The organism is Streptomyces coelicoflavus (assembly GCF_045041415.1).
Taxonomy (GTDB): domain Bacteria; phylum Actinomycetota; class Actinomycetes; order Streptomycetales; family Streptomycetaceae; genus Streptomyces; species Streptomyces coelicoflavus.
The window spans coordinates 1,447,779-1,461,133 of the sequence record NZ_CP108218.1 but is presented as its reverse complement, the minus strand read 5'-3'; the positions used below and the strand labels follow the sequence as shown (position 1 = coordinate 1,461,133).

The following is a 13,355-nucleotide window of genomic DNA, read 5'->3' as shown; positions in this document are numbered from 1 at the left end:
TATAGCGCCCCCGAGGCGTGCTTGCGAATGACTGTTCGAGGTAGTGGCGGGTCGGCCGGGCTACTCAAACCGACACATGCGTGACGTTTTGAGAGCGAGGAGGACCCCGTGAGCGAGACCCCCGTGGACGGTCACGTCTGGCGTCGGGCACTGGTGACCGGCGGAGCCGGATTCGTGGGATCCCACCTGTGCGGTCGCCTGCTCGACTCCAGCACCGACGTCGTCTGCCTCGACAACCTGGCCACCGGCTCCCGCGCCAACGTGGCCGACCTGGAGCGGCGGCGCGGATTCCGGTTCGTCCGGGCCGACGCCACCGACCCGGCGGCCCTGCGCGGCCTGCCCGGCCGGTTCGACCTGGTCCTGCACTTCGCCTGCCCCGCCTCGCCCGCCGACTACCTCCGGCTGCCCCTGGAGACCCTCGACGTAGGCAGCACCGGCACCCGCAACGCCCTGGAGCGGGCCCACGCCGACGGCGCCCGCTTCCTGCTGGCCTCCACCTCCGAGATCTACGGCGACCCGCTGGAGCATCCGCAGCGCGAGACGTACTGGGGCAACGTCAATCCGGTCGGGCCGCGCAGCGTCTACGACGAGTCCAAGCGCTTCGCCGAGGCCCTGGTCACCGCGCACCGCCAGGTGTACGGCACCGACGCCGCCATCGTCCGGATCTTCAACACCTACGGCCCCCGCATGCGCACCGGAGACGGCCGGGCCGTCCCGAACTTCATCGCGCAGGCCCTGGACGGCATGCCGCTCACCGTCGCCGGAGACGGCGGCCAGACCCGCTCCCTGTGCTACGTCGACGACACCGTGGCGGGCGTCCTGGCCCTCGCCGCGTCCGGGGAGAGCGGGCCGATGAACATCGGCGGCGACGACGAGATCACCATGCTGGAACTGGCCCGCCGGGTCGTGGACCTCACCGGCTCCGGCTCCCGCATCCGCTTCGTCGAACGCCCCGTCGACGACCCGGGCCGGCGCAAGCCGGACACCACGCTGGCCCGGGAGCGGCTGGGCTGGCGGCCGGTCGTGAGCTGGAGCGAGGGGCTGGAGCGCACCATCGGCTGGTTCGCGCACGCCGTCGCCGCCTGAGGCAGGCGCAAAAGGGCTACTTAGGGTGATACATCCGCCTTTCTCCGGAAGTGCCCTGTCTCCAAGTGTTTGAGGCAACCGCCCCGCGGCACCCACGACACCGAGAGAGGAGCCCGCCCCATGCGCATCCTTGGTGTCAACGCCCTGTTCCACGACCCGGCCGCCGCGCTCGTCGTCGACGGCCGGACCGTCGCGGCCGCCGAGGAGGAGCGGTTCAGCCGGCGCAAGCACGGCAAGCGCCCGGTGCCGTTCTCCGCCTGGGAGGTCCCGGAACTGTCGGCGCGGTGGTGCCTGGAGCACGCCGGGGTGCGGCCGGGGGAGCTGGACGCCGTCGCGTACTCCTTCGACCCCAAGCTCGCCCGGCCCGCCCGCGACCTGGGCCTGGACGACCCCTGGGACCCGCTGCGGCTCGAATACGCCCGCCGCGCCCCCGAGTTCCTCGCCGAGGCGCTGCCCGGCCTCGATCCCGACCGGGTCGTCTTCGTCCCGCACCACGTGGCGCACGCCGCCTCCGCCGGACCGGCCTCACCGCACCCCGACAACGACGTCCTCGTCCTCGACGGCCGCGGCGAGTCCGCCTCCCACCTGGCCGGCCGCTACCGCGACGGCAAGCTCGACGTCCTGGCCACGCAGGCGCTGCCGCACTCGCTCGGCCTGGTCTACGAGGAACTGACCGAGCACCTCGGCTTCCTGCGCAGCAGCGACGAGTACAAGGTGATGGCCCTCGCCTCCTACGGCACCCCCCGCCACCTCGACCGGCTCCGTGAGCACATCCACGCCACCGGCGACGGCGGCTTCCGCGCCCACGGCGTCGACTGGGCGGCCCTCGCCCCGCCGCGCGCCAAGGGCGAGGACTGGACGAAGGACCACGCCGACCTCGCGGCGAGCACCCAGGCCGTCCTCGAGGAACTGCTCCTCGAACTCGTCCACTGGCTGCACGGCGAGGCCGGCGGCGAGGCCCTGACCATGGCGGGCGGCGTCGCGCTGAACTGCGTCGCCAACTCCGAGATCGCGGCCCGCGGTCCGTACCGGCACGTGTGGGTGCAGCCCGCCGCCGGTGACGCCGGCACCGCCCTCGGCGGAGCCCTGCACGTGGCCGCCGCCCAGGAGGGCGCATCGCCCGAGCCGATGCCCGGCGCCGACCTCGGCCGCGGCTGGAGCGACGACGAGATCCGCGCCTGGCTGGAGACGGCCGCGATCCCCTACGAGGAGCCGGACGACATCGCCGTGACCGTCGCCGAGGAACTGGCCCGGGACGGCGTCGTCGCCTGGTTCCAGGGGCGCAGCGAGTTCGGGCCGCGCGCCCTCGGGCACCGCTCCCTGATGGCCCACCCCGGCCGTGCGGAGAACCTCGAACGCCTCAACCACGTCAAGGGCCGCGAGGAGTTCCGCCCCGTCGCGCCCATGGTGCTCGCCGACCGCGCCGCCGACATCTTCACCGGGCCGATGCCCAGCCCGTACATGCTCTTCGTGCACGACGTCGCCCCCGTCTGGCGCGACCGCATTCCGGCCGTCGTGCACGTCGACGGCACCGCCCGCATCCAGACCGTCGAGGAGCGCCGCGAGCCGCTCGTCGCGCGGATGCTGGCCGCCTTCGAACGGCGCACCGGGCTGCCGGTCGTCGTCAACACCAGCCTCAACACCGCCGGGCGGCCCATGGTCGACGACCCGCGCGACGCGCTGGAGTGCTTCGGCTCGGCGCCCGTGGACCTGCTGGCCATCGGCCCCTTCGCGGTGCGCCGGGGACGGGCGTTCCGATGAGCGCCGCCCCCGGGACCGGCGGCCCGCGCACCGGGTACGCCGTCGTCGTCCCCACCCTCGTCCGCGACACGCTGGCCGACTGCCTGGCCGCGCTGGTCGCCGCACACGGACCCGACCCCGACGAGATCGTCCTGGTCGACGACCGGCCCGACCCCGACGCCGACCCGGACGCGCTGGAGCACGCCCTGACCGTCCTCGGCGACCTGCGCGAACGCACGGTGGTGCTGCGCAGCGGGGGACGCGGTCCCGCCGCCGCCCGCAACACCGGCGCCCGCGCGGTCACTTCGCCCTGGACCGCCTTCCTCGACGACGACGTCCAGGTCGGCCCGCACTGGTGCGACCAGCTGATCCAGGACCTCGCCGAGGCGGCCCCCGACACCGGCGCCGTACAGGGCGTGATCGCCGTACCGCTGCCGGGCGAGCGCCGCCCCACCGACTGGGAGCGCGGCACCGCGGGCCTCGCGCGCGCCCGGTGGATCACCGCCGACATGGCCTACCGCACCGACGTGCTCAAACAGGTCGACGGCTTCGACGAACGCTTCACCCGCGCCTTCCGCGAGGACGCCGACCTCGCGCTGCGCGTCCTCGACGCGGGCTGGCGCATCCGGCGGGGCCGCCGCACCACCCGCCACCCCGTACGCCCCGCCGCACGCTGGGTCTCCCTGAAGCAGCAGCGCGGCAACGCCGACGACGCCCTGATGCGGCGTCTGCACGGCCCCGACTGGTGGGCCAAGGCGGTCGCGCCCCGGGGCCGCATCCGGCGCCACGCCGCGATCACCGCCGCCGGTACCGCGGCCCTCGTCCTCGCCGCGGCCGGGCGCCCCCGGGCCGCCGCCCTCGCCGGGGCCGGCTGGGCCGCGGGCACCGCCGAGTTCGCCTGGGCCCGCATCGCGCCCGGACCGCGCACCCGGCACGAGATCACGACCATGCTGGTCACCAGCGCGCTCATCCCGCCCGCCGCGACCTGGCACCGGCTCAGCGGACTCTGGCGCCACCGGGCCGCGCCCGCCTGGCGGGAGGTGGCCGCATGAGCCCCGCCGGAAACCGGGTGAAGGCCGTCCTCTTCGACCGCGACGGCACCCTCGTCCACGACGTCCCCCACAACGGCGACCCGGACCTGGTCCGGCCCGTCGACGGGGCCCGCGAGGCGGTGGCGCTGCTGCGCGAGCACGGCATCGGCGTCGGCGTCGTCACCAACCAGTCCGGCGTGGCCCGCGGCCTGATCAGCGACGGCGACGTCCGGCGCGTCAACCGCCGCGTCGACGAGCTGATCGGCCCCTTCGACGTCTGGGCGGTCTGCCCGCACGGCCCCGACGACGGCTGCCACTGCCGCAAGCCGCAGCCCGGCATGGTCCTGTGGGCCGCCGGACGCGTCTGCGCCGGCCCCGCCGACTGCGTCGTCGTCGGCGACATCGGGGCGGACATGGAGGCCGCCGAACGCGCCGGCGCCCACGGCATCCTCGTCCCCAACGACCGCACCCGTCCCGAGGAGACGGCCGCCGCGGCCCACGTCGCCCCGGACCTCCTCACCGCCGTACGGGCGATCCTCAACGGCCCGCCCAAGGGCCGGGTCCTGGCCGACGAGCGGCCCATCGAGGCGGCGTACGGGCCGGCCGCGGAGACCGGCGGCCCACGGGCCGCAGACCCCCCTGGACCCGCGACGATCCCCCCGGCCACCGCCCCCGGGCGCGGCGCCTTCACCCCCGGGGCCGGACGTGTCCGGGCCGTCGACGACAGCCCCGGGAGGCCGGAATGAAGGTGCTCGTCACCCGGCTCGACAGCTTCGGCGACGTCCTGCTCGCCGGACCCGCCGTGCGCGCCGTCGCCGCCCGGGCCGACCACGTGACCATGCTGTGCGGGTCGCGCGGCGCGCCCGCCGCCCGGCTGCTGCCCGGCGTCGACGAGGTGCTGGTGTGGGAGGCGCCCTGGGGCGGGTTCGCGCCGCCCGACGTCAGCCGCGAGGACATCGACGCGCTCGTGAACCGGATCGACGCGGACGCGGCCCTCGTCCTCACCTCCTTCCACCAGTCCCCGCTGCCCACCGCCCTGGTGCTGCGCCTGGCCGGTGTCCGGTACATCGCCGCGGACAGCGTGGACTACCCCGGCTCGCTCCTCGACCTGCGCCACCGGCGCGCCCCGCACGCCCACGAGACCGAGGCCGCGCTCGACCTCGCCGAGGCGGCCGGGTTCCCCCGCCCCGACGACGGACGGCTGCGCGTGCACCCGCCGCCGTCCGCCGCCGCCCTCACCGGCCCCGGCCCCTACGTCGTCCTGCACCCCGGCGCCAGCGTCCCCGCCCGCGCCTGGAGCCCCGAGCGCGCCGCCGAGGCCGTACGCGAACTCGCCGCCGCCGGACACCGCGTGCTGGTCACCGGCAGCCCCGGCGAGCGCGACCTCACCGCACACGTCGCCGGCCGGCACGGCACCGACCTCGGCGGCCGCACCGACGCCCCCTCACTGGCCGGAGTCGTCGCGGGCGCCCGGGTGGTCGTCACCGGCAACACGGCGCCCGCCCACCTCGCCGCCGCCGTCGGCACCCCCGTCGTCTCCCTGTTCGCCCCCGTCGTCCCGGCCGAGCGCTGGCGCCCGTACGGCGTCCCCTACGTCCTGCTCGGCGACCAGGACGCGCCCTGCGCCGGCAGCAGGGCCCGGGACTGCCCCGTCCCCGGGCACCCCTGCCTGGACACCGTCACGGCCACCGACGTGGCCGCCGCCGTCGAGAAGCTGATGGCCGTCGAGCATCCGATGGGGGAGACATGAGGATCCTGATCTGGCACGTGCACGGGTCGTGGACCACCGCCTTCGTGCAGGGCCCGCACACCTACCTCGTCCCCGTCACCCCCGACCGCGGACCCGACGGCCTCGGCCGCGCCCGCACCTGGGACTGGCCCGGCTCCGTGGTCGAAGTACCGCCGGAGCGGCTGCGGGACGAGGACATCGACCTCGTGATCCTCCAGCGCCCGCACGAACTCGGCCTCGTCGACCGCTGGCTGGGCCGCCGCCCGCCGCTGGTCTACCTGGAGCACAACGCGCCCGACGGCGACGTGCCCCACACCCGCCACCCGGCAGCGGACATCCCGGGCGTCACCCTCGTCCACGTCACCCACTTCAACCGGCTGATGTGGGACGCGGGCCCGACGGACACCGCCGTCGTCGAGCACGGCATCGTCGACCCCGGCCACCGCTGGACCGGTGAACTGGAACGCGCCGCCGTCGTCGTCAACGAGCCGATCCGGCGCGGCCGTACGACCGGGACGGACCTGCTCCCCGTCTTCTCCCGGGCCGCCCCGCTCGACGTGTTCGGCATGCGCACCGAAGGCCTCGCCGAGCACGTCGGCGTCGCCCCCGACCGCTGCCGCACCCAGGACGTCCCCCAGAGCGACCTGCACACCGAACTGGCCCGCCGCCGCGTCTACGTCCACCCCGTCCGCTGGACCTCCCTCGGCCTGTCCCTGCTGGAGGCCATGCACCTGGGCATGCCCGTGGTCGCCCTCGCCACCACCGAGGTCGCCGAGGCCGTGCCCCCCGGCGCCGGGGTGGTCTCCAACCGCATCGACGTACTGACCGACGCCGTACGCGACTTCCTCGCCGACCCGCTGCACGCGCGGACCGTCGGCGACGGGGCCCGTGCGGCGGCCCTGGCCCACTACGGGCTGCCCCGCTTCCTGGACGACTGGGAGCGGCTGCTCAAGGAGGTGACCCGATGAGGATCGCCATGGTGTCCGAGCACGCGAGCCCCCTCGCCGCGCTCGGCGGCGTCGACGCCGGTGGACAGAACGTCTATGTGGCCCGTCTCGCCGAGGAGTTGGCGGCGCGCGGCCACGACGTCACCGTCTACACCCGCCGGGACGCCGTCGACCTGCCCGCCCGGGTGCCGCTGCCCGGCGGGGCGGTCGTCGAACACGTGCCGGCCGGACCGCCCGTGCCGATCCCCAAGGACGAACTCTTCCCGCACATGCCCGCCTTCGGCGCCCACCTGGCCCGCGCCTGGGCCCGCGAGCGGCCCGACGTGGTGCACGCCCACTTCTGGATGTCCGGCATGGCCTCGCAGATCGGCGCCGGCCCGCACGGCGTCCCGCTCGTCCAGACCTTCCACGCCCTCGGCACCGTCAAGCGGCGCCACCAGGGCATGCGGGACACCAGCCCGTACGAGCGCATCGGCATCGAGCGGCAACTCGGCCGCGGCTGCGCACGGGTCCTGGCCACCTGCACCGACGAGGTCGTCGAACTCGGCGACATGGGCGTCCCGCCCCGCCTGGTGTCCGTCGTGCCCTGCGGCGTGGACGCCGAGCACTTCCACCCCGCCGCCGACACCGGCCGCACCCCCGAACGGCGCCTGCCGCACCGGCTGCTCGCCTGCGGACGGCTCGTCCCCCGCAAGGGCTACGACCAGGCCATCCGCGCCCTGGCCCACATCCCCGACACCGAACTCCTCATCGCCGGGGGCCCGCCCGCCGGCGCCGTGGAGGCCGAACCCGAGGCGCAGCGCCTCACCGGTGTCGCCCGCCGCGCCGGCGTGGCCGACCGGGTCCGGCTGCTCGGCGCGGTCGACCCGGACGACATGCCCGCCCTGCTCCGCAGCTCCGACCTGGTGCTGTGCACCCCGGTGTACGAGCCGTTCGGCATCGTGCCGCTGGAGGCCATGGCGTGCGGCGTACCCGTCCTCGCCACCGACGTCGGCGGCCACCGCGACTCCGTCGCCGACGGCGTCACCGGCCGGCTGGTCGCCCCGCAGGCCCCCGAGGCGGTGGCCGGGGCCGCCCGCGCACTCCTCTCCGACGAGCGGCTGCGCCGCCAGTACGGCAGGAACGGCCGCGAACGCGTCCTGCGGCACTACACCTGGGCACGCGTCGCCGACGGCGCGGAACAGGTGTACCGCCTGACCCGCACCGACCACGCCGTGTCCACGGAGGTGGCGTCATGACCGTGCACCCGCCCGTCGTCGGGCACTGCGACGAACTCCAGCACGCGCTGGGGGCGTTCCGCGCCTCCGCGCACACCACCCAGCGCTGGGGCGAGCGGCTCGCGGCCGTGCTGAGCGGCGGCGGCCGGCTGCTCGCCGCGGGCAACGGCGGCAGCGCCGCCCAGGCCCAGCACCTCACCGCCGAACTCGTCGGCCGCTACCGCGACGACCGCCCGCCGTTCTCCGCCATCGCCCTGCACGCCGACACCTCCTCCACCACCGCCATCGCCAACGACTACGGCGTCGACGAGGTGTTCGCCCGCCAGGTCCGTGCCCACGGCCGCGACGGCGACGTCCTGATGCTGTTGTCCACGTCCGGCGCCAGTGCCAACCTGCTCTCCGCGGCCGACGCCGCCCGCGCCGCCGGCGTACGGGTCTGGGCGCTCACCGGATGCGCCCCCAACCCGCTCATGGCGGGCAGCGACGAATCCCTGTGCGTCGAGGCCCCGTCGACGGCCACCGTCCAGGAGATCCACCTCGTCGCCGTCCACATGATCTGCGCGGCCTTCGACGCGGCCCTGGAGCGGGGCGTACGGAGCACACGTGCCGCCGGGCGTGCCGGGCGTGCCGGGCGCGCGGCGCAGCGGAAGCGGAGGTGACGGGACGGATGGCTGCCGCCAAGGCCCACAGGACCCCGCTGGTGGTGGTCGGCGACGCGCTGCTCGACCGCGACCTGACCGGCTCCGCCGACCGGCTCGCACCGGACGCGCCGGTCCCGGTCGTCTCGGAGTGCGCCGAACGGATCCGCCCCGGCGGTGCCGCCCTCGCCGCGTACCTCGCCGCCCGCGACGGCCGCGAGGTCACGCTGATCACGGGTGCCGGCGACGACCCGGCCGGCCGTGCCCTGCGCGAACTGCTCGCACCCTGGCTGCGGTTGGTCCCGCTGCCGCTGTCGGGCACGCTGCCGGAGAAGACCCGCGTCCTCGCGCAGGACCGCCCCGTCGTCCGCCTCGACCGCGGCGGCGGCCGGGTCCGCGAAGCCACCGACGAGGCCCGGGACGCGCTGCGCTCCGCCCGGGCCGTCCTGGTCTCCGACTACGGCCGGGGCGCGGCGGACGCCCTGCGCGACGTGCTCGCCGCCCGCCCGCCCCTGGTCTGGGACCCGCACCCGCGCGGGGGCGCACCGGTCCCCGGCACCCGCCTGGTGACACCCGCCGAGAAGGAGGCCCACGGCTTCGCGCCGGACCGGGGCCGGCCGGGCGGCGGACTGCGCGCCGCCGCGCTCGACGCCGGAACCCTCGTACGGGACTGGCGGGTGGCCGCGGTGGCGGTCACCCTCGGCCCGCGCGGCGCGCTCCTCTCCTACGGCGAACACCCCCTCCTCGTCCCCGCGCCCGCCGCCCACCACGGCGACTCCTGCGGCGCGGGGGACCGGTTCGCGGCCACCGCGGCCGGGCTGCTCGCCGACGGGGCACTGGTCGGGGAGGCCGTCGAGGGCGCGGTGAGCGCCGCCACGGCCTTCGTCGCGGCGGGCGGCGCGGCCGCCGTGCCGCCGGCCGGCTCCGACCGGGCGCTCGCCGCCCTGCCCGACACCGACGACCCCGGCGCCCTGGCCGCCCGGATCCGCGCCGAGCACGGCACGGTCGTCGCCGCCGGCGGCTGCTTCGACCTCCTGCACGCCGGACACGTCGGCCTCCTCCAGGCCGCCCGGCGGCTCGGCGACTGCCTGGTCGTCTGCGTCAACTCCGACGCCTCGGTACGGCGCCGCAAGGGCGGCGGCCGCCCCGTCAACCCGCTCGCCGACCGCGTCCGCGTCCTGCGCGCCCTCGCCTGCGTCGACGCGGTCGCCGTCTTCGACGAGGACACCCCCGAACGCCTCCTCGGCGAACTGCGCCCCGACGTCTGGGTCAAGGGCGGCGACTACGCCGGCGCCGACCTCCCCGAGGCCGCGCTCCTCCAGGAGTGGGGCGGCCAGGCGGTCCTCCTGCCCTACCTCGACGGCCGCTCCTCCACCGCCCTGCTGGCCCGCGCGGCGGAGGGGCCCCGATGAGGCCCGGAGCCCCGGCACCCGTCGGCGCCGCGCCGGTGACCACACCGCCGCCCCCGGCCCCGGCGCTCCCCTCACCGGGGGCGGAGCCGGCCGGCCGCGGAACACGGCCCGCGCCGAACACCGCGCACGACCCGCCACCGCCCGGCCCGGGCAGGCCCGCCACGGCGACGCCGGTGACCGGCCGGGAGTCCGGCGACGGGCCGCCCGCCGCCACGGGAGGGCGCGCACAGAGCGGGGGGACGACGGCGTCACCTACGGGACCGGTCCACGGGGGACCAGCGGCCGTGGACGGCCCGGTCGGCCCGGTCGGCCCGGTCGGCCGGGTCGGCGCGGTCGGAGTGGCGGGCGGCGGGATCGTCGGTGTCGGGCGGCCGGTCGGGGACCGGGCGGAAGTCGGCCGGGTGCACGCCGCCCGCGCCGCTGCCCGCGCCGCTGCCCGCGGCGAGGAGGGCCGCGGCGGTGCGGTGACCCCGGTCCGGCCGGTGAACGACGGTGCTGCCGGCCCTCCGGGCAGCCGGCCGGACGGCGCGGGCGCGGTGGCGGCCGCCCGGCTCGGACCGGGGCCCGGGGAGGGCGGCCTCGCGTCGCCCGGGTCGGCCGGTGGGCCGGTGACCGGGGACCCCGTGCATCCGCCGGTCGCCGGAGCGGGACGGACCGGCGCGGCCGGGGCGCCCCGGGGCGGACCGGAACCGGTGCGGGGCGAGGGCGGGGACCGGCCCCGTGTGCTGGTCCTGCGCGCCCTCGGACTCGGCGACCTGCTCGCCGGAGTACCCGCCCTGCGGGCGCTGCGGCGGGCGTACCCCGGGCACGAGCTGGTGCTGGCCGGCCCCGCCGAGCTGGCCCCCCTAGCGGCCGCGACCGGTGCCGTGGACCGGGTGCTGCCCGCCGCCGCACCCGGCCGGGCCGTGCCGCGCACCCTCGACTGGGCCGGACCGCCCCCCGACGTCGCCGTCGACCTGCACGGCAACGGGCCGCCCAGCCACCGCCTCCTGACCCGCCTGCGGCCGCGCAGGCTGCTGGCGTTCGCACACCCGGGAACACCCGAGGTGGACGGCCCGGTCTGGTACGCCGAGGAGCACGAACGGGAGCGGTGGTGCCGGCTGCTGCGCGCGTACGGCATCGACGCCGACCCCGCCGACCTGCGGCTGCCGCGCCCGGACGCGCAGTCCCCGGCCCCCGGCGCCGTCGTCCTGCACCCCGGCGCCGGCGCCCCCTCCCGCTGCTGGCCCGTGGAACGGTACGCGGCCGTCGCCGGGACGCTGCGCGCACGCGGGCACCGGGTCGTCGTCACCGGGGGAGCGGACGAGGCGGACCTGGTGGCCCGGCTGGCCAAGCTCGCCGACCTGCCCGACACCGACCTGTTCGGCGGCGGCCTGCCCTACGACCGGCTCTCCGCCCTGGTCGCCGGCGCCCGCGCCGTCGTCAGCGGCGACACCGGCGTCGCCCACCTCGCCGTCGCCCACGCCACGCCCTCCGTCACCCTCTTCGGCCCGGTCCCGCCCAGCCGCTGGGGCCCGCCTCCCCACCCCCGTCACCGCGCCCTGTGGCACCACGGCCCGGACGGCGACCCGCACGGCCACGCGACCGACCCCGCGCTGCTGCGGATCACCCCCGGCGCCGTACTCGAAGCGCTGGACGCGCTGGACGCACCCGACGCCCCGGACCTCACGCACACCCAGGACGCCCCGGAAGAGGCACCATGAACCACGCCGCGCCCCACGGCCCGACGACCACCCGCGAACGGCCCCGCCCCGACAACCCCACGCGGCCCGCCCCCGTCGGCATCGTCATCGCCACCCGGGACCGGCGCGCGAGCCTCGCCGTGACCGTGCGCCACCTGCTCGCCCTGCCCGAGCGGCCCGAGGTGCTCGTCGTCGACAACGCCTCCACCGACGGCACCCGCGCCATGCTGGCCCGCGACTTCCCCCAGGTCCGCGTACTCGCCCTGCCGTTCAACCGGGGCGCCCTCGCCCGCACCCACGGGGTCCGCGCCCTGGACACCCCGTACGTGGCGTTCAGCGACGACGACTCCTGGTGGGCCCCCGGCTCCCTGGGCGCCGCCGCCCGGCACTTCGACGAGCATCCCCGGCTCGGCCTGCTCTCCGCCCGCACCCTCGTCGGGCCCGACGGCACCGCCGACCCCCTCAACGACCTGCTCGCCGACTCCCCGCTCGGCACCGCCACCGACCTCCCCGGCACCCAGGTGCTCGGCTTCCTCGGCTGCGCCGCCGTCGCCCGCCGCACCGCCTACCTCGACGCGGGCGGCTACCACCCGCTGCTGTTCTTCGGCGCCGAGGAAACCCTGCTCGCCTACGACCTGGCGGCCCGCGGCTGGGGCGTCACGCACTGCCCCGACGTGGTCGCCCACCACCACCCGGACCCGCGCCCCCGCACCGGCCGCCCGGCCGTCGTACGCCGCAACGAACTCCTGACCGCCTGGCTGCGCCGCCCCCTCCCGTACGCCCTGGCCCGCACCCGTGCCCTCACCGCCGACGCCCGCCGCGACCCGCCCGCCCGGCACGCCCTGCGCGAGACACTCACCCGCCTGCCCGCCGCCCTGCGCGCCCGCAGGCCCCTGCCCCCGCACGTGGAACGGGCCGCCCGCCTCCTCGACGCGGCGGCCGGAGCCGACGGAGCGGCCTCATGACGGACACCCGGACCACCGTCGTCGTCATCACCCACAACCGGTGCCGCGAACTCCTGCGCACCCTGGACCGGCTCGCCGAACTCCCCGAGCGGCCGGAGGTCGTCGTCACCGACAACGGCTCCACCGACGGCACCGCCGCCGCCGTCGCCCGCCACCACCCCGGCGTACGGCTCCTGCGCCCCGGCCGCAACCTCGGCGCCGTCGGCCGCAACCTGGCGATCCGCCAGGTCCGCACCCCCTACGTCGCGTTCTGCGACGACGACTCCTGGTGGGCGCCCGGCTCCCTGTCCGGGGCCGCGGACCTGCTCGACCGGTACCCGGCGGTCGGCACCGTCACCGCCCGCATCCTGGTCGAACCGGACGGCACCGAGGACCCGATCGTCGAGGAACTGCGCGACTCGCCCGTGCCCCGCCCCGGCTGGCTCCCGGGACCGGCGCTCGGCTCCTTCCTGGCCGCCGCGACCGTCCTGCGCACCGACGCCTTCCGCGCCGCGGGCGGCTTCCACCCCCGGCTGTGGCTCGGGGGCGAGGAGGAGCTGCTCGCCGCCGACCTGGCCGCCGACGGCTGGTGGCTGACGTACGCCGACCACCTGACGGTCCACCACCACCCGTCCCGGGCCAGGGACTCGACGGTCCGGCGGTCGCACGGCATCCGCAACACCCTGTGGTTCACCTGGCTGCGCCGACCGCTCGGTGTCGCCCTGCGCCGCACCGTCCACCTCGCCCGCACCGTCCCCCGCGACGCCGCGTCCCTGCGCGCCTTCGCCGAGGCGACCGCCGCGCTGCCGTGGGTGCTGCGTGAACGCCGGGTGCTGCCGCCGGAGGTCGAGGCCCGGCTCCGTGCGCTGGAACCCGCCCAGCGCGACTCGACGGCGCGCAGCTACACCGGTTGAACCGGAACCGGAACC

At 77.1% G+C, this 13,355-nt stretch carries 12 protein-coding genes; all 12 read left to right on the top strand.

All coding sequences use genetic code 11. The annotated features are described in order from the left end of the window. Nucleotides 1-123: 123 nt before the first annotated feature. The 12 genes from OHA99_RS06490 to OHA99_RS06435 all read left to right on the top strand — a co-directional run bounded on the left by OHA99_RS06490 (nt 124) and on the right by OHA99_RS06435 (nt 13,340). The gene (locus tag OHA99_RS06490; RefSeq protein ID WP_405698912.1) at nt 124-1,086 is read left to right on the top strand and encodes an NAD-dependent epimerase/dehydratase family protein; all 963 of its coding nucleotides are present in this window, start codon (nt 124-126) and stop codon (nt 1,084-1,086) included. Nucleotides 1,087-1,206: 120 nt separating this feature from the next. Then, nucleotides 1,207-2,847 carry a carbamoyltransferase gene (locus OHA99_RS06485; protein ID WP_405694643.1) on the top strand — a complete coding sequence of 547 codons (1,641 nt, stop codon included), beginning with the start codon at nt 1,207-1,209 and terminating at the stop codon, nt 2,845-2,847. Continuing rightward, nucleotides 2,844-3,878, top strand: a complete 1,035-nt coding sequence (locus OHA99_RS06480; RefSeq protein ID WP_153177265.1) for a glycosyltransferase family 2 protein — start codon at nt 2,844-2,846, stop codon at nt 3,876-3,878. The genes OHA99_RS06485 and OHA99_RS06480 overlap by 4 nt, the downstream gene beginning before the upstream one ends. Further along, nucleotides 3,875-4,603, top strand: a complete 729-nt coding sequence (locus tag OHA99_RS06475; protein ID WP_153177264.1) for an HAD-IIIA family hydrolase — start codon at nt 3,875-3,877, stop codon at nt 4,601-4,603. Before OHA99_RS06480 ends, OHA99_RS06475 begins: the two co-directional genes overlap by 4 nt. Then, nucleotides 4,600-5,607: a glycosyltransferase family 9 protein gene (locus tag OHA99_RS06470; RefSeq protein ID WP_153177263.1), complete on the top strand. Its 1,008-nt coding sequence runs from the start codon at nt 4,600-4,602 to the stop codon at nt 5,605-5,607. Before OHA99_RS06475 ends, OHA99_RS06470 begins: the two co-directional genes overlap by 4 nt. Further along, the gene (locus OHA99_RS06465; RefSeq protein WP_153177262.1) at nt 5,604-6,554 is read left to right on the top strand and encodes a glycosyltransferase; all 951 of its coding nucleotides are present in this window, start codon (nt 5,604-5,606) and stop codon (nt 6,552-6,554) included. The genes OHA99_RS06470 and OHA99_RS06465 overlap by 4 nt, the downstream gene beginning before the upstream one ends. Then, entirely contained in the window at nt 6,551-7,771 is a 1,221-nt protein-coding gene (locus OHA99_RS06460) for a glycosyltransferase (RefSeq protein ID WP_405694641.1), read from the top strand. Before OHA99_RS06465 ends, OHA99_RS06460 begins: the two co-directional genes overlap by 4 nt. Next, nucleotides 7,768-8,409, top strand: a complete 642-nt coding sequence (locus OHA99_RS06455) for an SIS domain-containing protein (protein ID WP_405694639.1) — start codon at nt 7,768-7,770, stop codon at nt 8,407-8,409. Before OHA99_RS06460 ends, OHA99_RS06455 begins: the two co-directional genes overlap by 4 nt. Before the next feature lie 8 nt (nt 8,410-8,417). Continuing rightward, nucleotides 8,418-9,800, top strand: a complete 1,383-nt coding sequence (rfaE2, locus tag OHA99_RS06450) for a D-glycero-beta-D-manno-heptose 1-phosphate adenylyltransferase (RefSeq protein ID WP_366471237.1) — start codon at nt 8,418-8,420, stop codon at nt 9,798-9,800. Between the two features lie 692 nt (nt 9,801-10,492). Continuing rightward, complete coding sequence (locus OHA99_RS06445) at nt 10,493-11,503, top strand: glycosyltransferase family 9 protein (protein WP_405698910.1); 1,011 nt, start codon at nt 10,493-10,495, stop codon at nt 11,501-11,503. Further along, nucleotides 11,500-12,447 (top strand): glycosyltransferase family 2 protein, encoded by a 948-nt coding sequence (locus OHA99_RS06440; protein ID WP_153177257.1) that lies wholly within the window; start codon nt 11,500-11,502, stop codon nt 12,445-12,447. The genes OHA99_RS06445 and OHA99_RS06440 overlap by 4 nt, the downstream gene beginning before the upstream one ends. Next, nucleotides 12,444-13,340 (top strand): glycosyltransferase family 2 protein, encoded by an 897-nt coding sequence (locus OHA99_RS06435; RefSeq protein WP_153177256.1) that lies wholly within the window; start codon nt 12,444-12,446, stop codon nt 13,338-13,340. The genes OHA99_RS06440 and OHA99_RS06435 overlap by 4 nt, the downstream gene beginning before the upstream one ends. Nucleotides 13,341-13,355: the final 15 nt, after the last annotated feature.